Below are 21178 nucleotides of genomic sequence, written 5' to 3'. Positions count from 1 at the left end.
CGACCAACCCGAAGCCTCAGGATTTCACCATGACTGATTCGGACGAAGAATTCCTGACCATCGGTGTGTTCGCTCGCTCGAGCGGGCTGACCCCGAGTGCCCTGCGCTTCTACGACGACTGTGGATTGCTCGTCCCGGCGTCCATCGACTCGAAGTCCGGCTATCGCTACTACACTCGTGCACAGTCGAAGCGGGCCAACATCATTCGACAACTGCGCGAGATCGGGATGCCACTCGACAAGGTGACCGCCGCCCTCGACGGCGACGGAGCCGCGGCGGTCGAGATCGTGGATCGACACGTCGAGGAGCTTGCCGCGAATGCGCGCGCGGCAGCCGAGGCTGCGGTGTCGATCCGCCGGCTGTTCGACGAAAAGTACTGCACAGCAACGGTATCTGCCGCAGAATTTGCCTCCGCAGTAGAGCAGGTCTCGTCGGCAGCCGGGACGAGTGACGATTTCCCGGTGTTGCGAGGCGTCCTGATCGAGGTGGACGGCGGCACCGTCACTCTCACTGCGACGGATCGGTATCGACTCTCCACCCGCAGTCTCGTGGCGCAATGTTCGGCAGGCACCCCGTGGTCTCGAATCGCAGCGGTCGGCTCACTCGGGACGGCGACCGCAACCGGCACCCTCGTGCTGACGGCAACCGACGACGCGATGGTGATCGACTCCAACGGTGCTCGGGCCGAGGTGGATCCGGTCGACGGCGAATTCCCCGACTGGCGGGCGATCATGGACGGTTTGGCTCCGACCGTGACGAGGGTTGTGCTTCGACGCGATTTCGTTCCGCTCGACGGCGGCACCATTCGCATGACCGCCGGGCCGGACGGCGTCTCGGTCGATGGTGTTCCGGTTCCCGCGCAGGTGACCGGATCGGAAAGCGTGGTTTTCTTCGACGCGGCCGTCCTGCAGGCGGCCGTCGCTTCGGCTGTCGGACCCGACCTGATGCTCGACATCGCTGCACCGGATCACCCGATGCTGGTGCGCTCCGCGCTCGACGGCGCTCTGACGACGCTGGTGATGCCGGTTCGCGGCTGATCGAGTGCTTCCTGTCGTCGAAAGTCGGCGAAGTGTCGACTTTCGATGACTGGGTACGAGCTCCCACACTCGATACCGTCGACGGTATGGACGACAAGATGCTCGGGGAGACGCCGCCGGCGGTGCTGTGGTTCTCTCGTGGTGATCGAATTCTGCTGATCGCCGGGGCAATGCTGATGGGCGGACTGCTGGGATTCGCGGTGCCGTACGTGGCGGAGTGGGGAGCGTCGCTCACCTGGATACCGTTCCAGGGTCCGTTGGAGTTGATCGCGTCGTGGTCACAGTGGTGGGTGCGGTACGTCTGTATCGCGGTGGGGGTTCTGCTCGGGTTGGCACTGGTGGCTGCCGCGTTCTACGACACTGCGCGGGTGGCGGTATCGGAGGTGCACGTACGCATCACCGAGAAGGGCGAGACCGCCACGGTGTCCAGATCGCAGGTGGGTACCGTGTTCGTCGACGGTAAGGACCTGGTGTTGCTCGACGCAGCCTCGCGTCAGTTGGTGCGAGTACCGAGCGAGGAGAAGCGTGAGGCGATCGAGGCGGCATTCGAGCAGCGGGGTTACTCGGTTGCGCCCGGTGATCCCTACGAGGATCTCTATCACCTGTGGGTGCCCGAGACGCCAGGCCTGGCACCGGAGGTGAATGCGGTGCTCAAAGCTCGGGACATGGCGCTGAAGAAGAAGGCGGGTTCCGATGCGCGCGAATTGCGTTCGGAACTCGACAGACTCGGTGTAGTAGTGCGCGACAAGAAGACCAGTCAATACTGGCGTCCCCTGGTTCGATCATGACGGTCGAATCATGACCCTGTTGCGAACGCATCGAGACCGCGCATGGGACGTCGCCGCCATCGTGTTCGCCCTGTTGTTGGTGTTGTCGGTAGCCGCCGGAACCGAGGGATGACCACCACCCGAACGGTCGTATCGATCGTCGTGGGGGTGCTCGGTGCCGTGTTGCTGTGGTGGCGTCGCCGGTGGCCGATCGAGATCGCGGTAGCGCTGGCCGTGTGCGCCGTGCTCACCGATGCAGTGGGCGGTGCCGAACTGGTGGCCGTCTTCACCGTGGCGTCCCGAAAGTCGTGGCGAGTCACCACTGCGGTGGTGGTTCTGCACCTGCTGGCATCGGTGATCTGGACGACCGTATGGGTCGAACAGTCGATTCTGTACATCGCGATGACCAGTCTTGCCTTTCTGAGCATCCCGGCGGCATGGGGCATCGTCGTCAAGTCGCGTCGCGAGGTGATCGATTCGCTACGTGAGCGGGCCGAGCGGGCCGAGTCGGAGTCGAACCTGCGGGCCGAGACCGTTCGCGGGCTCGAACGTGAGCGGATCGCGCGGGAGATGCACGACGCTCTTGCGCATCGGATCTCGTTGGTCAGTCTCCACGCGGGTGCGCTCGAGGTCCGGCCGGATGTCGGTGCGCGGGAAGTCGAAGCGCTCGCGTCGACCATCAGATCCAATGCGCACGGGGCCCTGGAGGATTTGCGGGAGATACTGGGAGTACTTCGATCGGGCGACGTGAACGTGCCGCGTCCACAACCGGGTGTAAACGATATTGCTGTGCTGATCGAGGATTCGGAGAAAGCCGGTACACAGGTGACGTTCGTCGACGAGATGCCTGTGAACCTCTCGCTGCCTGCCTCTGCCTCTCGCACCGTTCACCGTGTGATTCAGGAGGGCCTGACCAATGCCAGAAAGCATGCGCCGGGGTTGCCGGTGCGATGTGGAATTACCCAGGTCGACAACGAGATTCGAGTGTGGCTCGAAAACGGCATCGGCACAGGGGGATTCGCGACAGTACCGGGTTCTCGATCGGGAATGATCGGCCTCACCGAGCGAGTCGAGCTGGCGGGAGGGCGAATCGAGTACGGCATCGCCCGAAGCAGCGTCGGCGTGGTCTACCGTCTGGAAGCATGGCTACCGTGCCCGAACTGACCGATGGTCCCGAAGCGGGCAAGACACTCGAGGTGTTGCTGGTCGACGACGACGCGTTGGTCCGGGCCGGTTTGTCGCTCATTCTGAGTTCGGATCCGGGTATCGCAGTGGTCGGTGAGGCGTCCGACGGTCGCGGCGGTATCGAGGCAGTGCACGCGTTGTCTCCCGACGTGGTTCTGATGGATGTTCGGATGCCCGTCATTGACGGTCTGGCTGCCACCGAAATGCTTCGAGCAGAGGGTTTTTCAGGGGCAATCGTGGTATTGACCACGTTCGACACCGACGAATATCTGCTGCGTGCTCTGCGGGCGGGGGCCAACGGGTTCTTGCTCAAGGACACGCCACCACGCGACATCATCGACGCGGTGCATCGCGTCGGAACCGGGGAGTCGATGTTGTCGCCGACGGCCGTCGGACGCTTGGTTGCCCACTGGCGCGAGCAGGACGCTCGATCACACGACTCCGCCACGGCGCGAGCGCGAGCGGTACTCGATTCTCTCACCGATCGTGAACGTGAGGTGGCAGTTGCCGTCGGATCGGGAAAGTCCAACGCGGAGATCAGCGCGGAGTTGTACATGAGTGTGGCAACGGTGAAGACCTACGTGTCACGGATCCTGACGAAGCTGGAGTGCAGCAACAGGGTTCAGATCGCGATCATCGTGCACGAGTCGCGTTGAGGGCTCGACTACAGCATAAGGCCGATCACCAGAATCAGAACGATCACGACGGCGAGGATCAGTGTAGCGAGGATGACCGGCGACGGAATCGTCGTCCGATCGCCCACGGCATCTTCGATCCGCATCAGCACGTTCTCGATGGGGTTCTTCTTCTTACGGGGTAGGTCGAACGGTGGGGGAGAGTAGCTGGAGGGAACCGGATTCGCTGGGCTTTCACCGGGTTGCACGGCGGGTAGGCCTGCGACGGTGCTGCCGAATTCTCGTGACGGACGGCGAGATTCGGACACCGGTGTCGAGCGTCTTGCCCATGCCGGAACTACGCCGTCCGCAGAGGTCAGGGGTACACCGCGTAGCTGAGCTATGGTGCCGCGCTTGCTGATCGCAGCGAGGATGATCTCGTCGCGTGCCTGCGCCATGGTGGGACGCCGAGCAGGATCGGGCTCGAGCATGTGCAACAGCGGACCGGTGAGATCTCCGCTTCGGGTGGGAGAAATGATCTGCCCCTTGGCAACTCGGTGCAGCAGTGCGATCGAATCGTGATCGATGTCGAACGGAGGTTTGCCTTCGATGGCGGTGTACAGCGTTGCGCCGAGGGAGAACACGTCGCTGGCTGCGGTGGGATCCTGTCCGCGGGCAACCTCCGGGGCGAAATACGCGGGGGTGCCGGTGATCACGCTGTCGTCGGATTCCTCGACGTCCCCTTTCGCGCGGGAGATGCCGAAATCGCTGATCTTGACGATGCCCAGATCCTTGCCGCGATCGGCGATCAAGATGTTGCCCGGCTTGATGTCGCGGTGCACGATTCCTGCCTCGTGCGCCTCGGTCAGTGCGTCGGCGATCTGTGCCCCGATCTGAGCAACCTCGAACGGCGGTAGCGAATCGGTGGTGCCGAGCGCCTGCGCGAGACTGCGCGAGGACAGGTATTCCATGACCAACCACGGCTCGCCGTCGACAAGAGCGACGTCGTGCATCGCGATGGCGTGGGGGCTGGACAGGCGGGCAGCGATGCGACCCTCACGCATGGCCCGATTGCGCACCTCGACGGCTTGCTCAGGGCTCAGCGCGGTGGTGGACGTGACCTGTTTGACGGCCACCTGGCGGTGCAGAAGTGTGTCGGTGGCGAGCCATACTGCGCCCATTCCGCCGCCCCCGAGTTTGCCGGCAAGGCGGTATCTTCCGGCCAGGAGGTAGTCGGGTCCGACTCCTCGTCGAACACGCTGCTGATCGGTCACGCCCACAGGTTAGTTGACGATGGCGGGGTGTGCCCGCAGCCGCAGAACGGAAGCCCCCACCAGCGGCTTCGGCACCACCTTGACGAGTTGCCGTCCGAGCGGCTTTACTGAGTGCAGATCGAAATTGTGTTCGAATACGCCACTTCCCGCGTTCGACGAACACCGATGTTTCGGCTCGATTTTCTACATCGTGAAGGGGAGTGACATGACTGTATCGGGAGCTTCTGTCACGCCGGATGTGCTCGACGGGTTGTCGCTGCCGGAGCGTGTCGCGTTGCTGCGTAGCCGGATGGCTGCCGTGCCTTCCCGTGGCGAAACGGCGTCGGTGCGCATCGAGAGTTCGGACCCCGACCCCGTTCGTTCCGATTTCGGCGAGGCCGAGCCGAAACGTGCGGTCCGTCAGCGGGCCGTTCTTCCGGTGCCCTCTGCGCTGATCGACGTGCTGCCGCACGGTGGGCTGGTTCGTGGAACGGTGGCCTCGGTGTCCGGTGCCGGCTCGCTGCTGATCGGTTTGGTGGCTGCAGTGACGGGTGCCGGTGGGCATGTCGCCGTCATCGGGCAGCCTCGTTTCGGAGTTCTCGCCGCGGTGGAGATGGGCGCACAGCTGAGCAAACTGGCTCTGATTCCCGATCCGGGCCCCGATCCGGTGGAAGTGGCGGCAATCCTGCTCGACGGTGTGGACCTCGTGGTGCTCGGTCTCGGTGGTCTGTCTGTATCTCCTACTCGGGCCAGAGCCGTGGTGGCCAGGGCACGGAGCAAGGGTTCGACGCTGCTGGTGACCGATGGACACTGGGACGGGGCAGAACTACGGCTGGACGCATCGGTGCACGGTTACGACGGTCTCGGTACGGGTCGGGAGCTGGGACGCGGCCGGCTCCGCGGCGTCCGATTGTCGGTGTGCGCTCGCGGCAAGGCGATGCGGCCCCGCACCGTTCGACTCGATCTGCGTTCGGAGAACGGCCGCATCGAGTGGCATGCCGAACAGCACGAGCAGAATCCATTGTCGATCGCTGTCTCGACATGAGCATCGACCGTTCCAGTCGTGTTCTTGCCCTGTGGTGTCCCGATTGGCCCGCTGTTGCAGCAGCTGCTCAGGCCGATCTGCCTGCGACGCATCCGGTGGTCGTCACCTCGGCCAATCGGGTCGTCGCGTGCTCGGCGACGGCACGTGCGTCGGGTATCAAACGCGGACTACGGCGTCGGGAAGCCCAGGCGCGGTGCCCGGATGTGCATGTCGCTCTCGCCGATACCGATCGTGATGCGCGACTGTTCGAGCCCGTGGTCTCTGCCGTCGCCGCCATCGCACCGGGAGTCGAAGTGCTGCGGCCGGGTCTGTTGGTTCTCGCCGCTCGCGGTGTCGGACGGTATTTCGGTACCGAGCATCGGGCTGCGGAACGGCTGATCGACCAGGCATCGGCTGCCGGTGTGGAATGCCAGATCGGTATCGCCGACGAGTTGTCCACTGCGGTCGTCGCCGCTCGGTATGCACAGGTGGTACCGCGCGGAGGTGGTGCCGGCTTTCTCGCTCCGTTACCGGTGGCAGAACTCTCGGCAGAACCGAGTATGTCCGCTGCCGATCGTGGTGAGTTGGTGGACCTGTTGCGACGCTTGGGTCTACGAACCATCGGCGACTTCGCTGCGCTGTCTCCGGGCGATGTCGCGTCGCGGTTCGGTACCGATGCGGTGTTGGCGCATCGCAGTGCTCGGGGCGAGCCCGAGCGTCCGCCCTCGGCCCGGGCGCTGCCGCCGGATCTCGATGTGGAGTATCGGTGCGATCCGCCGATCGATCGGGTCGACGCCGCTGCATTCGCCGGGCGCGGTCTTGCCGAACAGTTGCACACCAAGCTTGCTGCCGCTGCCGTTGCGTGTACTCGTCTGCTGGTGCATGCCAGTACCGGTAACGGTGAGAACCTGTCGCGGATCTGGCGCTGCGCGGAGCCGTTGATGCCGGAGGGAACAGCCGATCGCGTGCGGTGGCAACTGGACGGCTGGCTCACCGGGCGCAGCGAGAACAAGCCGACGTCCGCGATCACTGTCCTGAGGCTCGAACCGATCGAGGTAGTGGCAGCCGGTGAGCTGCAACTGGGGTTGTGGGGCAGTGTCGGCGACGAGGACGACAGAGCGCGTCGGGCATTGGTGCGCGTTCAGGGTCTGCTCGGTGGCGAATCGGTGCTGGGCGGTGTTCTCAGCGGTGGACGCGGGCCGGCCGAACGGATAACGCTGCGCCCACTCGGCGACGAGCTGGTACCGATGTCCGATCCATCCCATCCATGGCCAGGACGATTACCCGAGCCCGCTCCGGCGGCGGTGATAGAGACCCGTCCGACGGTGACGCTGATGAATCGGACGGGTACGGGAATCGGCGTCACCGACCGTGGTGTGTTCGACGCGCCACCGGCACGGTTGCGCTGGGGAACCAAGGAATGGGAACTGACGGGATTGGCCGGGCCGTGGCCGGTGGACGAGCGGTGGTGGGACAGCGGCACCGCATCGACGGGTCCGACAGCGCGGGCCCAGGTGGTGCTCGACGACGAAAGGGCCCTGCTGCTCGTGTTCGACGAAGGTCGGTGGCGGGTGGAGGGAATCTACGAATAGTGACACCGCTACATTCGAGTGAATGCAGATGATGTCGGAGACGGTCGACCTCGGTGGCGTCGATATCGCGTATCGCTCGTTCGTCCCGCAGGAACACCCCAGCGCGGCACCGGTGCCGGTCATGCTGGTGCACGGGATGGGCGGGGACAGCGGAACCTGGGATCGCTTCGCCCGAGCACTGACAGCTCGAGGTCGCCGAGTGATCACCGTCGATCTGCGCGGGCACGGTAAGAGCGCCCACACACCCACGTACGAGTTCGACTCGTTCGGTGGCGATCTCCTTGCTCTGATCGATCACCTCGGGCTCACCGAAGTCGATCTCGTCGGGCATTCCCTCGGCGGATACGCGGTCTCGCTCGTCGCACAGCGTCGCCCGCCGCTCGTGCGCCGTCTGGTACTCGAGGAACTTCCGATACCGATTCGGCCGGGGGATGCCCCGCCGAGCCTCACCGGCAAGATGCCGTCGGTCACCGAGCTCTGGCACGCCGCAACCAGCGTTGTCCTACATCCCCGTGCGGTACTCGCGTTCGATCGGTCGATGACTGCCACTGCTCTCGAGCAGTTCCGTCGGCCGAATCCGCAGTGGTGGGAGTCGTTGGCCGACATCACTGCTCCGACATTGGTGCTTCGCGGAGGTCCCGGCGGCATGGTCGATCCGGTTCGGCTCGACGCGATGGTCACCGAGATCTCGACCTGCCGCGTCGAAGCGTTTCGCACCGGACACAGCATCCATCGCGACGGTTATTCGGCGTTCGAGGCCACCGTTCTTCCGTTTCTGACGCAGTAATCTGCACTCATGTCCCTCAGCGTGCTCGATGGAAAGCTGTTGGCGTGGTCGTCACTGTTCGTCGTGTCGCAAGCCAACATCGCTCGGTTGCTCGGACCCGCGGCCCCGAAAGTACTCGAGGTGCAGACGGCCTGGTCCGCGCGGCGCTACCGGCAGATCCTCGCGAGCATGGACGACGCCGAGATCGCCAGATTCCGCAGCCACTATTTTCCCGACTTCGTGCATCCGGCGATCTATGCCATCGCACTCAGGGCCGGCGCACGCAGCCTGGCCGCGAAGACGCCGCTGAGCCCCGCGGCGACCACGGCACTGGCCGTCGCACCCGTGGCCTCCGCTGCCGGTGACTACGTCGAGAACATCGTTGGACTGATGCTGGTGGACAACCGAGAACAGATCACCGACACCGTCGTGCGCGCCACCACCGTGGTCAGCACCGTCAAGTGGATACTGGCAATCGGCTCACTGACGTACCTGAGTCAGGGATTTCTGCGCGTGTGGGCAAAGGCTCTGTTGCGCTGAGGCAGACCCAGCGAACCATCGAAATCTCTTTCTCCTGTGCGGCCGAGCTCGAAAGAGTTAGAAAACGAAGGGCACCAATCGTTTCGAGCGTGTCATGTACTCGGCGTACGCGTCTCCCAATCCCTCCAGCATGGCCGTCTCCTCCGCTGGGATTCTGCGTACATATCCCCGGGCCAGAAAGGCCACCATGACGGGAGAAAGCCAGTTCCCGTACGCAATACAGAAGCCGAGCGCGCAGATCAGTGCGCCGGCATAGGACGGGTGGCGAACGAACCGATACGGGCCCGTCCGAACCACGAGTTGCTCAGGGTGCGTGTGGACCACGAATGTGAAGGACTCTCCGAGTGTGCGAGCTGCCGAGATCCGAAGCGTCTGCCCGAGGGTCGCGGTGGCCAATCCTGTCAGAAAGACAGCCCGTCGGTGGCTGGTCCATACAGTGGCCGGTGAGATCACGCTCAGTAGAAGGCCTCCGCCATACGAGAGCACAAGGCCGCGGCCGACGGCGCGACCGGAACCATTGTCTCGGTTCGAAGAGCCGATCCGCGGTTTCCGCATCCCCATCTTGTATTCCGACCACACGAAGCCGGTGAATGCTGTCGCCAGAACAGCAGCGGTCGAACGGTTGGTCACGAACAACGGCAGCTTCTCGGCGATCACGCGAGCCAGCTTCTCAGACGCGGACCCGTAACGGAACATCACCCAGACCGACCCACTCCACGATCGATTGATGCGATGTCAGCGCGCTGCATCACCGAACAACAGCGTGTCGTAGGGGATCTATCGACTCGGCTCGACCAACTCCTCCCCGAGGGGAGTGCGTACGTACAGCACCGACCGTCCCTGTCTGACGCGGCGCACCACGGCCGCTTCGCGCAGAACACGAAGATGCTGGCTCGCCGCGCTGGGTGAGACACCAAGTGCGGCAGCGATTTCCCCGGTGGTGGTGGGCGCGTCGAGCAGCGTGAGAACCGTGGCACGGTGGGTGCCGAGGAGATTGGTCAGCGCTCGGTTCGGAGCTGTCCGTGCCATGTTCCACACTGCGCCGCGCCCGCGGGCTGGATACACCAGTGACGGAGCCCGCGTCGGGCTGATCTGAGTAATCGCACCGTGTACGAACACCGACGGAATCAGTGGAAGTCCACGTCCGTCGACGTCGACCCACACCTGGTCTTCGAGCCGATCGACCCACAGCACACCGTCGTCCCATCGAACTCGGGAATCGAGGTGCTCGAACATCTTTCGCGCCCCGAAGTGCGAGAGCTGTTGTGCTCGGTAGTCCACATCGCCGTCCAGTACGGCTCGGATCCGGGACCAGTCGGGTTCGAGGCACGTGGCCCAATACTGCGAGAGCGCCTGGACTGTACGGGTGCGCACCGCTCGGGCCGGACCGATGAGGACCGCAGGAATGTCAGTGGAGAAGGCGGCAGCGATGTCGCGTCGCATCTCCGCTGCCGGTGTCGCTCCGACAACGGCGATCTCGTCGTCGAAGGCCGGGGATTCGGTGGGCGGACGGGGAGCGAGAAAGTCCGGGATCCTGCCCTCGGGAGAGACCAACGCCGTCAGCATCTCGGTGTCGCACAGCTGCCATGCCGTCAGGACGCGTCTCCGCCACGGCTCGTGCAGACGGTGCCGATTCGGCGAGGTCCAGGCGCGCAGGCTCAGGACCGTCTCGAACAGCGGCGAGACGGTCAACGAGGTATCCGCCAGGTCGGCGGCCCGGAGATGAAGTGCGAGCATGTAGTCCCACACTAAATGGTGGCGACCGGCAACCGTGCTCGATGTACTGATCCACATGCCCATCGACTTCGAAGATCCAGCCAACGGCGACACCTATTCCGGCCGCGAGGCCGACCCTTCCTGGGGTGCCGCGATCACCGACATCGTCGATCCGGTCGGCGCGCACGTCATCGATCTCGGATGTGGCGGGGGTACCTATGCGCGTGCATGGCGCACGCTGGGAGCGCATGTCACAGCAGTCGATTCGAGTGCACCGATCCTGGAGTCCGCTCGCCGATCGTCGCCCGCGGACATTGCGTTCGAGTGTGCACCCGCCGAGCGTACCGGCCTACCCGACGGCCTGGCAGATATCGTGTTCGCTCGCGCTCTGGTCCATCATCTGCCCGATGCCTCCGCGGTGGCGGCCGAAGCGCTCCGGCTGCTGCGGCCGGGTGGTATCGCGATCGTCCAGGATCGGACGAGCGAGGACGCGACACTGACAGGATCGCCTACGAACCCGCGCGGATATCTCTTCGACGCGTTTCCCCGGTTGACGGAGGTCGAGGGCCGCCGCCGCCACGACGTCGACGACGTCGTGGCCGCATTCGCTGGGGCAGGATTCACCGATGTAGCCACGCAACCACTCTGGGAAACCCGTCGACGCTACGAGAATCGCGAGCAGTACCTGACAGAAATCGCCGGCAGAACCGGGCGCTCCATCCTGCACGAACTCTCCGACGTCGAACTCGCGGAGTTGGTCGAGTATCTACGCGGTCGCCTGGCCGCCGGTGAGTTGATCGAACGCGATCGCTGGACTCTATGGACCGCCGTGGCCCCATGACTGGACCTCACCAACTGGTGCCGGGAACCAATCTCCCGACACGCCGGACAACTTTGCCGATGCGTGCGGTCGGAGCTTTCGGATCGTAGGGGCGGACTCGATAGGGCACCGTCCCGTCCTCGATGGGTGTTGCCACCTCGCCCTTGGCCGCCGCGGATTCGGCGAACGTGCGGTAGTGCTGGTGCATCGTGCGGTCTTTACCCTTGGGGGCGAAGATGGCTCCGAATTGTCCGAGCGTTCCCAGCGGTGTGTCGATGCGTTTGGGCTTGTCGCTCAGCGCGCGGATCACCATCGCCCCTGCCTTTTCGGGTGAGAACACTGGGCCGACGTTCTTGTCGCCCGTCGGAGTGATCATCGGGGTGTCCACCAGGGGCATGTGGATGGTGGTGTAGGTGATTCCGTCCGAGAGTGTTTCTGCGGCAGCAACATCGGTGAAGCCGTCGAGCGCGGCCTTGCTGGCCACGTAGGCCGAGAATCGAGGAGGGTGTCCCAGGACCGCAGCGCTGGAGATATTGACGACGTGCCCGAACTGACGTTCGCGCATGTGTGGCAGCAACGCCAGTACCAATCGAATCGCCCCGAAGTAGTTGACGGCCATGGTGCGTTCGTAGTCGTGCAACCGATCGGTGGATCGATAGAGTGACCGGCGGATGGATCGACCGGCGCTGTTCACCAGCATGTCGACATGACCGTGTTCGCTCAGAACGGTTTTCACGGTCTGATCCACCGATTCGCTGTCGGTGACATCGCACGGGTAGCCGTAGGCGGTGCCGCCCGATTCGCGGATGTGCTCGACCACCTCGTCGAGCTGATCCTGGCCGCGCGCGAGCAGAATGACCACCGCGCCCTTGCGGGCAGCCGCCTCGGCACTGGCTCGGCCGATGCCGGACGAGCCACCGGTGATGACGATGTGACGGCCGAACAACGGCCCGCGTGGGTCGTTTCGGCGGTTGCGCTTGGGATCGAAATTCTTCTGCCAGTACGTCCACACTCGATCTGCGTACGTACGCAGTGGCGGCGGCGTAATCGAGCTGCCCTGCAACGCTTTCTGCGTCGCTGCCGACTCGAACACCGTGGGCAGCGTCAGGTGATCGAGCATGACCGGTGGGACGCCGAGATCACGGAGGGCGGCATTGCGCTGCTTTCGTACCGCCCTGGACTTGGGGGAGACGACCGGAGCGACCAACGCTCCGGGTACGTCGACGATTCTCGCGCGAGATCCGGCAGCCGACGAGAACGCGGCATAGACCTCTGCCATCGACTGAGGCGTCGGATTGACCAGATGGAACACGCTGCCGGGGGAGGTGTCTCGATGTACGAGCTCGACAATGGCGTCGGCGACGTAGTCGACCGGTACCAGGTTGGTAGCGCCCATCTTCGGCACCGTGATCGGTAGCACGGAGGGCAGCTTGGCCAGTTGTGCAAAGAATGGAAAGAAGTAGTACGGGCCGTCGATCTTGTCGATGGCTCCGGTCTCCGAATGCCCGATGATCGCGGCAGGCCGGTAGACCCGCCAGTCCGCGGTGCTGTCGCGTACCAATTTCTCGGATTCGAACTTGGTGCGGTGATAGGCCGTCGGGAACCTCTGGCCGAGGTCGAAATCGTTCTCGGAAAACGTTCCTCGGTGGTCTCCGGCAACGGCGATCGACGAGATGTGATGCAGCCGAGCGCCGGTCTTCTCGGCCAGGCCGATGACCGAGGCGGTTCCGGCGACATTGGTCGGTGCCTGCTCGTCGCCTGCGGTCAGGTCGTAGACGGCACCGAGATGGAGGATGTGGTCGATGTCGGACGGCACGTCGGAGAGTCCGAGTTCGGGCTCGGTGAGATCGCCGATCAACGGACGAATCCGATCGCCGCCCTCGAGCTGCTGTGCATGTCGCTCGAGGCGAGCCACCGAGTTCGGACGCACCAGCACGTGGATCACGGCGTTCGCGTCGCGCTCCAGCAGTCGGGGTAGGACGTTCTTACCGAGAAACCCGGTACCGCCGGTCACGATGTAGTTCGCCATGCGAGCCGACCTTACTCCGAAGTAAGTTCCTGGGCTAGTGGCCTATACCGGCCTTGTCGTGCACTTTCTTCATCCATGCCGGAGCCCACCAATTGGCCTCACCCATGAGCTTGACCAAGGACGGAACCAGCAGCATGCGGATGATGGTGGCGTCGATGATCAGGGCGAGAATGACGCCGAAGCCGAGAAACTTCATGATCGACAGACCCGAGATGGTGAACGCCCCGGTCACCACGATCAGAATCAGCGCTGCCGCGGTGACGATACGTCCGGTGCGCTGAGCACCGAAGACAACGGCTTCTTCGGTGCTCGCTCCCGCCGCGCGAGCTTCGACCATGCGAGACATCAGGAACACTTCGTAGTCGGTCGACAAGCCGAAGATGACCGCGAGGATGAGGACCACGAACGTCGATTCGAGTGGTCCTGGAGTGACGCCGATCAGTCCTGCGCCGTGGCCTTCCTGAAACACCCACGTCAGGGCACCGAATGTCGCGCCCAAGCTCAGCCCTGCCATCAGTACGGCCTTGATCGGCAACACGATCGAGCCGAACGCCAGGAACAGCAGTACCAGCGTCGAGACCACCATGATCGAGATCATCACCGGTAGCCACTTCGCAATGGCCGCATTTCCGTCGTCGATGTTCGCGCGGCTGCCGCCGACGAGGATCTCGGTCCCGTCCGGAGGGGTGATCGAACGCAATGCAGACACTGAGTCGGATTGGGATTCGGCCTCGGTCAGTCCACCGGTCGGTTCACTGTAGGCCGCCTCGAGGGTCACGAAATCGTCTTTGGAACCGATGAATTCGGCGCGGGCGATACCGGGCGTGGATTCCACAGCCGAAGTCAGAGCCGCAATGGGTGCGCCCTGAGGCTTGACGCCGTCCAGGCCACGAAGAACGACGGTGGCACCGTCACCGGTCGACTCGAAGTCGGCACCGAGTGTCTCGAACGCCATGCGCGCAGGGTTGTCTTTCGGCAACGCCGTGTAGTCGACCTCGCCGAGCGAGACCTTGAGGATCGGGGTGGCGATGATCAGCAACCCAGCGACGATGACGGCTGCGACGATCCCCGGATGCTTCATCACACGGGTGACCACACCACCCCAGAACTTGTGTGCGCGTGCATCGCTGCGATCGGACGCGGTGCGTGACCAGGTCCAGGAATTGATTCGGGTGCCGAGAATTGCGAGCAGTGCCGGAACGACGGTCAGTGACAGGGCAGCGGCGCTCGCCACCGCGGCCATGGCACCGAATCCGAGGGACCGGATCACCGCCTGGGGGAAAACGAGCATGCCGGCGAACGCGCAGACCAACAGCAATCCCGAGAAGACGACGGTCTTGCCGGCAGTGGCGACGGTGCGGACGGTCGCGTCGACCGACGTCGACCCGCTTCGCAATTCCTCGCGGAACCTGCTGACGATGAACAATCCGTAGTCGATGGCCAGGCCGAGCCCCAACAGAGACGCGACGTTGATCGAGAACGAACTGACTTCGGTGAACTCGGTGAGGACACGCAGGATCGCCAGGGAGCTGAGCACGCTCAGGATGCCGACGAACACCGGAACCGCCGCGGCGATCACGCCGCCGAAGATGAAGATCAGCAGCAGCAGTGTGATGGGAACAGCGATGAGCTCCGAGCGGACGAGGTCGCTTTCGAGGGTCTCACTGAGCGAAACTCCGACCACCGACGCTCCGGCGAACTGCGATTCGACGCCGGGCACTTCGAGCTGGGGCGGAAGTTCGCCGAAGGTATTGAACGTGACGCCCGAGTTGGCGCCGAGGGATACCGTCACCAGCGCCTTCGTTCGGTCCTTCGAGACCAGGAATTCTTTGCTGACCGGGTCTGCGGTCCAGTACGAATTCACGTTGCCGAGGGTGTATCGACCGGTGAACTCGTCGAGCGTCGCCTGTACTCGGGGCCCGATGTCGTCGATCGTTTCGCCGTCGGGTGCGGTGTAGATCGCCACGATATCCGGTGTCGGCTGACCGATGCCCTGCACCAGCCGCGCCACCTCGGACGACTCACTGCCGGCGTCGGCGTAGCCGCCCTCGCTCAGTTTCGAGAAGACGCTCAGTCCCAACACCCCGCCGACGGCGACGACGACAACGACGACTGCCAGTACCCATCGTTTGTGCGATACGACGAACGAGGCCCAACGGGTCACGACGGTGCTCCGGCTCTGTGGAAGGGGTCAGTGGCGACTCGACTGTAGTTGATCGTGTCGGACCCTCGTGCTCTCATTAGAACAAGTGTTCGATGCAACAGTGATGTGGTGTGGGGAGGGCTCGATGGGATGGAACGACGGACCACCCACGTGGTCGGAGATGGAGCGCGTCCTGTCCGGACGTCCCAAGCCTGCGGCCGAGGGTGACGGCGGCGACAGCCCGGCGTGGTCGCGAAAGAGGGACGTCTACGACCGCACCATCGACAAGCCCGTGCTGTCCACGACGCCGTATGCAGAATTGCATGCGCACTCGGCGTTCAGCTTTCTCGACGGTGCCTCGCAGCCGGAGGAGATGGTCGAAGAAGCGGTACGCCTCGGCCTCGAATCCATCGCCATCACCGATCACGACGGTTTCTACGGAGTCGTTCGCTTCGCAGAGGCGGCCAGAGCTCTCGGCATCGGAACCGTGTTCGGTGCCGAACTATCGCTCGACAGCGACCGATCCAGGGCCGGAGCAACCGACCCCGACGGCACTCATCTGTTGGTGCTCGCCCGCGGTCAAGAGGGGTATCGACGGCTCTCGCGTCGGATCGCGGCCGCGCACCTGGCCGGTGGGGTCAAAGGCAAGCCGCAGTACGACATCGACGAGCTCACCGAAGCTGCAGGCGGTCACTGGCAGATTCTCACCGGTTGCCGGAAGGGTCATGTTCGGCAGGCACTCTCGCGCGGTGGTCCGGAGGCGGCCGAGGCCGCACTGCGCACTCTCGTCGACCGCTTCGGTCCCGACCGCGTGACCGTCGAACTCACCCGGCACGGAGTTGCCGACGACGACGAGCGCAACGATGCGCTCGCGGCACTGGCTCGCAAGTACGGCCTTCCGATGATCGCGACCACGGCCGCGCACTACGCGAGTCCGCGCAGTAGGAGGTTGGCCATGGCAATGGCTGCGGTACGTGCGCGCAGCAGCTTGGACGAGGCCGCCGGTTGGATGGCACCGACGGGCGGCGCACATCTTCGGTCCGGGGCGGAGATGGCCGAATTGTTCGAGCACTATCCGGGCGCGGTGCGCGGTGCCGTCGAGCTCGGTCGTGAGTGCTCGTTCGATCTGAAACTGATCGCGCCACGCCTGCCGCCGTTCGAGGTGCCCGACGGTTACACCGAGATCAGTTATCTGCGGCGACTCACGTTCGAGGGCGCGGCCCGACGCTATGGCCCGCAATCGGCGAATCCGGCGGCGTATTCGCAGCTCGAATACGAACTCGACATCATCGAGCGGCTCGAGTTCCCCGGCTACTTTCTGGTGGTCCACGACATCGTCCATTTCTGCAAGACACACGACATTCTCTGTCAGGGAAGAGGTTCGGCAGCGAACTCTGCTGTCTGCTACGCCATCGGCATCACCAACGTCGACCCGGTGGCCAACAAGCTGCTGTTCGAACGGTTCCTCGCACCCGAACGCGACGGCCCACCCGACATCGACATCGACATCGAATCGGATCGCCGCGAGGAAGCGATCCAGCACGTCTACGCCAAGTACGGCCGCACCCATGCCGCTCAGGTGGCCAACGTCATCACCTACCGCGGCAAGTCCTCGGTACGAGACATGGCCCGCGCACTCGGCTTCTCGCAAGGACAACAGGACGCGTGGAGCAAGCAGATCACCCGCTGGTCCGGAATCGGTGATCAGGAAGGTGACGGTATTCCCGAGTCGGTTCTCCAACTCGCGCGGCAGATCGAGGGATTCCCGCGGCACCTCGGCATTCACTCCGGCGGCATGGTGATCTGCGATCGGCCGATCGCAGATGTCTGCCCGGTGGAGTGGGCGACGATGGAGAATCGCAGTGTGCTGCAGTGGGACAAAGACGATTGTGCCGCAGTGGGTTTGGTGAAGTTCGACATGCTCGGGCTGGGCATGCTCTCGGCACTGCACTACATGATGGACCTGATCGCCGAGCACAAGGGCATCGACATAGACCTCGCCTCGATCGACCTGTCCGAGCCCGAGGTGTACGAGATGCTTCAACGAGCCGATTCGGTGGGGGTGTTCCAGGTCGAATCCCGCGCGCAGATGGCCACTCTGCCGAGGCTCAAGCCACGTAACTTCTACGATCTGGTGGTCGAGGTCGCCCTGATCCGTCCCGGTCCGATCCAGGGTGGTTCGGTGCACCCGTACATCAAGCGTCGCAACGGGCTGGAGCCGGTGATCTTCGAGCACCCGTCGCTCAAGAAGGCACTCGATCGAACTCTCGGAGTTCCGCTGTTCCAGGAACAGCTGATGCAGATGGCCATCGATGTTGCCGGTTTCAGTGCCGCCGACGCAGATCAATTGCGTCGTGCCATGGGATCGAAGCGATCACCGGAGAAGATGGAGCTGCTGCGCGGGCGATTCTACGACGGGATGCGCGATCTGCACGGCATCACCGGTGAGGCTGCCGACCGCATCTACGAAAAGCTGTCGGCATTCGCCAATTTCGGCTTCCCCGAGAGTCATTCGCAGAGTTTTGCCTCGTTGGTCTTCTATTCGTCGTGGTTCAAGTTGCATCATCCGGCGGCCTTCTGTGCAGGCTTGCTGCGCGCCCAGCCGATGGGTTTCTACTCACCGCAGTCCTTGGTCGCCGATGCCAGGCGGCACGGCGTGCTGGTACACGGTGCCGACGTGAATGCCAGTCTCGGTCATGCGAATCTCGAGGGAGACGGCCTCGAGATTCGCATGGGGTTGGCCGATGTGAAGTTCATCGGTACCGCACTGGCTCAGAAGATCGTCGATGCTCGGAACTCGCACGGGCCGTACGCCTCGTTCCTGGATCTGACCGGTCGTGTCGAACTGTCGGTTGCGCAGGCGGAAGCACTGGCCACGGCCGGCGCACTGGGGTGTTTCGGCATCACACGTCGAGAGGCGTTGTGGGCTGCAGGCGCGGCCGCGGGGGAGCGGCCTGGTCTTCTCCCCGGCATCGGCGCGTCGACGAAAGCGCCTGCGCTGCCGGGAATGTCGGATCTCGATCTGGCCTCGGCCGACGTCTGGGCAACCGGTGTGTCACCGGATTCCTATCCCACGCAGTTCTTTCGCGATCGGCTCGATTCATTCGGCGTGATTCCCGCGAACCGGCTGCTGCAGATCCCCGATGGCGACCGAGTGCTCGTCGGCGGTGCGGTGACGCATCGCCAGCGGCCTGCCACTGCCGGAGGCGTCACGTTCATCAACCTCGAGGACGAGACCGGCATGGTCAACGTGGTGTGCTCGGTGGGATTGTGGGCCAAGTACCGCAAGTTGGCAATCACGGCTCCGGCGTTGCTCATTCGAGGCAAAGTGCAGAACGCAGAGGGCGCGGTGACCGTGGTGGCAGACCATCTGCAACTGATGGATCTGCGAGTCGCATCCAGGTCGAGGGACTTTCGTTGACCGGGCCGCACCGCTCGCGTGCACAATCGAGTGGTGAAGCTGCTGCTGATTGCCGACACTCATCTCCCGAAGCGTGCTCGCGACCTGCCCGACGAAGTGTGGTCGGCTGTCGACGACGCAGATGTCGTGATCCATGCCGGTGATTGGGTGGACCTCGCATCGTTCGAGGCACTGTCGCAGCGGTCGCGTTCTCTGGTCGCGTGCTGGGGGAACAACGACGGTGACGAGTTGCGGGCTCTGATGCCCGAGCGCGCCGACGTCTTGCTCGGCGGAGTTCGGTTCACCGTGGTGCACGAGACCGGTGCCGCGACGGGCCGTGAACGACGCATGGCGGCGGCATACCCGGACACGGACGTCCTCGTGTTCGGGCACAGTCACATACCATGGGACACCTTCGCGGACAACGGTCTACGGCTGCTCAACCCAGGATCTCCTACGGATCGGCGTCGGCAACCGTTCTGCACCTACATGACGGCCGTTGCCGAGAACGGGGAGCTCGGAGAAGTCGAACTGCACCGCATCGCACCTCGTTAGTGGCAGCCGAGGCGTTCACATACCGCCGGCCACCCGAACGACGGTTCCGGTGGCGTACTGCGCATCGGCGGAGAGCAGCCACGACACCGCACCGGCAATCTCGTCCGGCACACCTGGGCGACCGAGGGGGATGTTCGACGCCATCTTCTGCGGCCGTTGTCGATCTCGGTGGAAGTCGGTTTCGATGATTCCGGGTGCCACTGCATTGACCCGAATATTTTGCGCGGCAACCTCTTTGGACAGACCGACGGTCAGTGTATCGACCGCAGCCTTGGCTGCCGCGTAGTGCACGTACATTCCGGGGCTACCGAGGGTGGCGGCAGCAGAGGACATGTTGACGATTGCTCCACCCGATTCGGCCATCGCTGCGATCGCATATTTGCAGCAGGTGATCACCCCGATCAAGTTGACATCGAGGTCTGCTCTGATGGTCTCGATGTCGTTGTCCACCAGCATCCCGACGGCGCGTGCCGAGCCCGCGTTGTTCACCAATCCGGTGAGGGTGCCGATCTCCGAGGCCGCGGCGAACAGGGCGGAGACCGCCTGCTCGTCGGTGGTGTCGGCGCATACCGCGACCACAGTTCGGCCGGATGTCGACAACTCGGTGGCGAGTCTCTCGGCAGCGACGGCATCGGAACGGTAGCCGATCACCACATCGTGCCCGTCGGCAGCCAACCGTCGGGACACGGCGGCACCGATCCCGCGGCTGCCACCGGTGACGATGGTCAAGGGAGCGCTCATCGTTCGACAATAGCCACCGTGGAGAGGGCACAATTGCGGAAGCACCAACCGCATTCGACGGAAGGAGGTCTGTGATGATCGATCGGCCGGAGTTGGCCGCTTTTCTTCGGCAGCGGCGTGAGTCGTTGCAGCCCGAGGACATCGGCCTTCCACGTGGACAGCGCAGGCGAACGCAGGGCCTTCGACGCGAGGAGGTCGCCGAACTGTGCCATATGTCGACCGACTACTACGCCCGGCTCGAACGTGGGTCCGGTCCGGCGCCGTCGGAGCAGATGATTGCGTCGATCGCGCAAGGTTTGCATCTGTCGCTGGGCGAGCGTGATCACGTGTTCCGCCTCGCCGGGCACGCTCCTCCTGTGCGCGGGATCTCGACCGACCACATCAGCCCAGGATTGCTGCGGATACTGGACCGACTGAACGACACCCCCGCCGAGATCGTGTCCGAGCTCGGTGAAACTCTGCGCCAGACGCCGCTGGGCGCGGCATTGACCGGCGATGCGTCGTTGCGCACCGGGCCGAACCGGAGTCTGGGATATCGCTGGTTCACCGACCCCGCTACCCAGCAGTCGTACCCGCCCGACGAGCGTGCCGTGCTGTCTCGGGTGTATGCGTCGGGGCTGCGCGAGATCGTCACTCTTCGCGGGCCGGACTCGACAGCAGCGCATCTGGCCGCCGAGCTGCACGAGGTCAGTGAGGAGTTCCGAACCCTGTGGGAGAAGCGCGAAGTGGGGGTGCATCCACCCGAGTCCAAGCGGTTCCTGCACCCGACGGTCGGCATGTTGCAACTGAACTGCCAGACCCTTCTCGACCCGGAGCAAGCGCATCGGCTGTTGGTGTACACGGCAGTACCCGGCAGCGAGAGCTACGCCAAATTGGAACTGCTCGCGGTGGTGGGAACACAGGTCCTGTCCTGACTCGGTGCAGGGTGTCGGAGTATCAGTGGATCGGGAAGTCCTGGATAAGCCCGAAACGGTAGTCGAACATGGGTTCTGCACG

The 21178-nt window shown here is 64.0% G+C and carries 18 protein-coding genes; 12 read left to right on the top strand and 6 right to left on the bottom strand.

Annotation, left to right across the window (positions count from 1 at the left end):
* Positions 1 to 29 precede the first annotated feature (29 nt).
* From CH294_RS00605 to CH294_RS00590, 4 genes are all read left to right on the top strand, one after another.
* Positions 30 to 1037: a MerR family transcriptional regulator gene (locus tag CH294_RS00605; RefSeq protein ID WP_094736715.1), complete on the top strand. Its 1008-nt coding sequence runs from the start codon at positions 30 to 32 to the stop codon at positions 1035 to 1037.
* A 32-nt stretch (positions 1038 to 1069) separates the two neighbouring features.
* Positions 1070 to 1825 (top strand): hypothetical protein, encoded by a 756-nt coding sequence (locus CH294_RS00600; protein WP_094608054.1) that lies wholly within the window; start codon positions 1070 to 1072, stop codon positions 1823 to 1825.
* Between the two features lie 108 nt (positions 1826 to 1933).
* Complete coding sequence (locus CH294_RS00595; protein WP_170944542.1) at positions 1934 to 2968, top strand: histidine kinase; 1035 nt, start codon at positions 1934 to 1936, stop codon at positions 2966 to 2968.
* Positions 2947 to 3645, top strand: coding sequence for a response regulator transcription factor (locus CH294_RS00590; protein ID WP_094736713.1), 699 nt, complete (start codon positions 2947 to 2949; stop codon positions 3643 to 3645). Before CH294_RS00595 ends, CH294_RS00590 begins: the two co-directional genes overlap by 22 nt.
* An 8-nt stretch (positions 3646 to 3653) precedes the next feature.
* On the opposite strand, the gene CH294_RS00585 is transcribed toward CH294_RS00590, so the two are convergent.
* Positions 3654 to 4877, bottom strand: coding sequence for a serine/threonine-protein kinase (locus CH294_RS00585; RefSeq protein ID WP_249304956.1), 1224 nt, complete (start codon positions 4875 to 4877; stop codon positions 3654 to 3656).
* A gap of 205 nt (positions 4878 to 5082) precedes the next feature.
* Between CH294_RS00585 and CH294_RS00580 the strand changes: the two genes are divergently transcribed.
* The 4 genes from CH294_RS00580 to CH294_RS00565 are packed head-to-tail and all read left to right on the top strand — an operon-like array spanning position 5083 to position 8778.
* The gene (locus CH294_RS00580) at positions 5083 to 5901 is read left to right on the top strand and encodes a hypothetical protein (RefSeq protein WP_170944541.1); all 819 of its coding nucleotides are present in this window, start codon (positions 5083 to 5085) and stop codon (positions 5899 to 5901) included.
* Entirely contained in the window at positions 5898 to 7472 is a 1575-nt protein-coding gene (locus CH294_RS00575) for a DNA polymerase Y family protein (RefSeq protein ID WP_094736711.1), read from the top strand. The genes CH294_RS00580 and CH294_RS00575 overlap by 4 nt, the downstream gene beginning before the upstream one ends.
* 28 nt (positions 7473 to 7500) lie before the next feature.
* A complete protein-coding gene (locus tag CH294_RS00570) occupies positions 7501 to 8259 on the top strand; it encodes an alpha/beta hydrolase (RefSeq protein WP_094705562.1) in 759 nt (252 codons plus the stop codon).
* 9 nt (positions 8260 to 8268) lie between these two features.
* Positions 8269 to 8778, top strand: a complete 510-nt coding sequence (locus CH294_RS00565) for a hypothetical protein (protein ID WP_094736710.1) — start codon at positions 8269 to 8271, stop codon at positions 8776 to 8778.
* A gap of 57 nt (positions 8779 to 8835) precedes the next feature.
* Here the strand turns inward: CH294_RS00565 and CH294_RS00560 are convergent, their stop codons facing one another.
* Both CH294_RS00560 and CH294_RS00555 read right to left on the bottom strand, forming a co-directional pair.
* Positions 8836 to 9435: an isoprenylcysteine carboxylmethyltransferase family protein gene (locus CH294_RS00560; RefSeq protein ID WP_249304954.1), complete on the bottom strand. Its 600-nt coding sequence runs from the start codon at positions 9433 to 9435 to the stop codon at positions 8836 to 8838.
* A 120-nt stretch (positions 9436 to 9555) separates the two neighbouring features.
* Positions 9556 to 10515 (bottom strand): helix-turn-helix domain-containing protein, encoded by a 960-nt coding sequence (locus tag CH294_RS00555; protein ID WP_170944540.1) that lies wholly within the window; start codon positions 10513 to 10515, stop codon positions 9556 to 9558.
* A 55-nt stretch (positions 10516 to 10570) separates the two neighbouring features.
* On the opposite strand from CH294_RS00555, the gene CH294_RS00550 reads away from it, so the two are divergent.
* Entirely contained in the window at positions 10571 to 11335 is a 765-nt protein-coding gene (locus tag CH294_RS00550) for a class I SAM-dependent methyltransferase (RefSeq protein WP_094736707.1), read from the top strand.
* Between the two features lie 7 nt (positions 11336 to 11342).
* Here the strand turns inward: CH294_RS00550 and CH294_RS00545 are convergent, their stop codons facing one another.
* Both CH294_RS00545 and CH294_RS00540 read right to left on the bottom strand, forming a co-directional pair.
* Positions 11343 to 13343 carry an SDR family oxidoreductase gene (locus tag CH294_RS00545; RefSeq protein ID WP_094736706.1) on the bottom strand — a complete coding sequence of 667 codons (2001 nt, stop codon included), beginning with the start codon at positions 13341 to 13343 and terminating at the stop codon, positions 11343 to 11345.
* A 34-nt stretch (positions 13344 to 13377) separates the two neighbouring features.
* Positions 13378 to 15507 (bottom strand): MMPL family transporter, encoded by a 2130-nt coding sequence (locus CH294_RS00540; protein WP_032404705.1) that lies wholly within the window; start codon positions 15505 to 15507, stop codon positions 13378 to 13380.
* A gap of 124 nt (positions 15508 to 15631) precedes the next feature.
* Between CH294_RS00540 and CH294_RS00535 the strand changes: the two genes are divergently transcribed.
* Positions 15632 to 18907, top strand: a complete 3276-nt coding sequence (locus CH294_RS00535; RefSeq protein ID WP_094736705.1) for an error-prone DNA polymerase — start codon at positions 15632 to 15634, stop codon at positions 18905 to 18907.
* A gap of 33 nt (positions 18908 to 18940) precedes the next feature.
* Entirely contained in the window at positions 18941 to 19441 is a 501-nt protein-coding gene (locus CH294_RS00530) for a metallophosphoesterase (RefSeq protein WP_094736806.1), read from the top strand.
* Between the two features lie 15 nt (positions 19442 to 19456).
* Here CH294_RS00530 and CH294_RS00525 read toward each other — a convergent pair whose 3' ends face one another.
* Positions 19457 to 20182, bottom strand: a complete 726-nt coding sequence (locus CH294_RS00525; protein ID WP_094736704.1) for an SDR family oxidoreductase — start codon at positions 20180 to 20182, stop codon at positions 19457 to 19459.
* A 74-nt stretch (positions 20183 to 20256) separates the two neighbouring features.
* Here CH294_RS00525 and CH294_RS00520 point away from each other — a divergent pair, with 74 nt between their 5' ends.
* Entirely contained in the window at positions 20257 to 21096 is an 840-nt protein-coding gene (locus tag CH294_RS00520) for a helix-turn-helix transcriptional regulator (RefSeq protein WP_032404708.1), read from the top strand.
* Positions 21097 to 21178: the final 82 nt, after the last annotated feature.

It is taken from the genome of Rhodococcus sp. 14-2483-1-1 (assembly GCF_002259335.1).
In the GTDB taxonomy this organism is placed as follows: domain Bacteria; phylum Actinomycetota; class Actinomycetes; order Mycobacteriales; family Mycobacteriaceae; genus Rhodococcoides.
Note: the sequence above shows the minus strand (reverse complement) of the source record. Positions and strands in the feature narration are given on the sequence as shown.

Bases quoted from the DNA above. Each gene is read 5' to 3' on its own strand.
- CH294_RS00565 (WP_094736710.1), top strand. From the start codon at position 8,269: ATGTCCCTCAGCGTGCTCGATGGAAAGCTGTTGGCGTGGTCGTCACTG.
- CH294_RS00545 (WP_094736706.1), bottom strand. From the start codon at position 13,343: ATGGCGAACTACATCGTGACCGGCGGTACCGGGTTTCTCGGTAAGAAC.
- CH294_RS00575 (WP_094736711.1), top strand. From the start codon at position 5,898: ATGAGCATCGACCGTTCCAGTCGTGTTCTTGCCCTGTGGTGTCCCGAT.
- CH294_RS00595 (WP_170944542.1), top strand. From the start codon at position 1,934: ATGACCACCACCCGAACGGTCGTATCGATCGTCGTGGGGGTGCTCGGT.
- CH294_RS00535 (WP_094736705.1), top strand. From the start codon at position 15,632: ATGGGATGGAACGACGGACCACCCACGTGGTCGGAGATGGAGCGCGTC.
- CH294_RS00550 (WP_094736707.1), top strand. From the start codon at position 10,571: ATGCCCATCGACTTCGAAGATCCAGCCAACGGCGACACCTATTCCGGC.
- CH294_RS00580 (WP_170944541.1), top strand. From the start codon at position 5,083: ATGACTGTATCGGGAGCTTCTGTCACGCCGGATGTGCTCGACGGGTTG.
- CH294_RS00555 (WP_170944540.1), bottom strand. From the start codon at position 10,515: ATGCTCGCACTTCATCTCCGGGCCGCCGACCTGGCGGATACCTCGTTG.
- CH294_RS00605 (WP_094736715.1), top strand. From the start codon at position 30: ATGACTGATTCGGACGAAGAATTCCTGACCATCGGTGTGTTCGCTCGC.
- CH294_RS00525 (WP_094736704.1), bottom strand. From the start codon at position 20,182: ATGAGCGCTCCCTTGACCATCGTCACCGGTGGCAGCCGCGGGATCGGT.
- CH294_RS00570 (WP_094705562.1), top strand. From the start codon at position 7,501: ATGATGTCGGAGACGGTCGACCTCGGTGGCGTCGATATCGCGTATCGC.
- CH294_RS00520 (WP_032404708.1), top strand. From the start codon at position 20,257: ATGATCGATCGGCCGGAGTTGGCCGCTTTTCTTCGGCAGCGGCGTGAG.
- CH294_RS00590 (WP_094736713.1), top strand. From the start codon at position 2,947: ATGGCTACCGTGCCCGAACTGACCGATGGTCCCGAAGCGGGCAAGACA.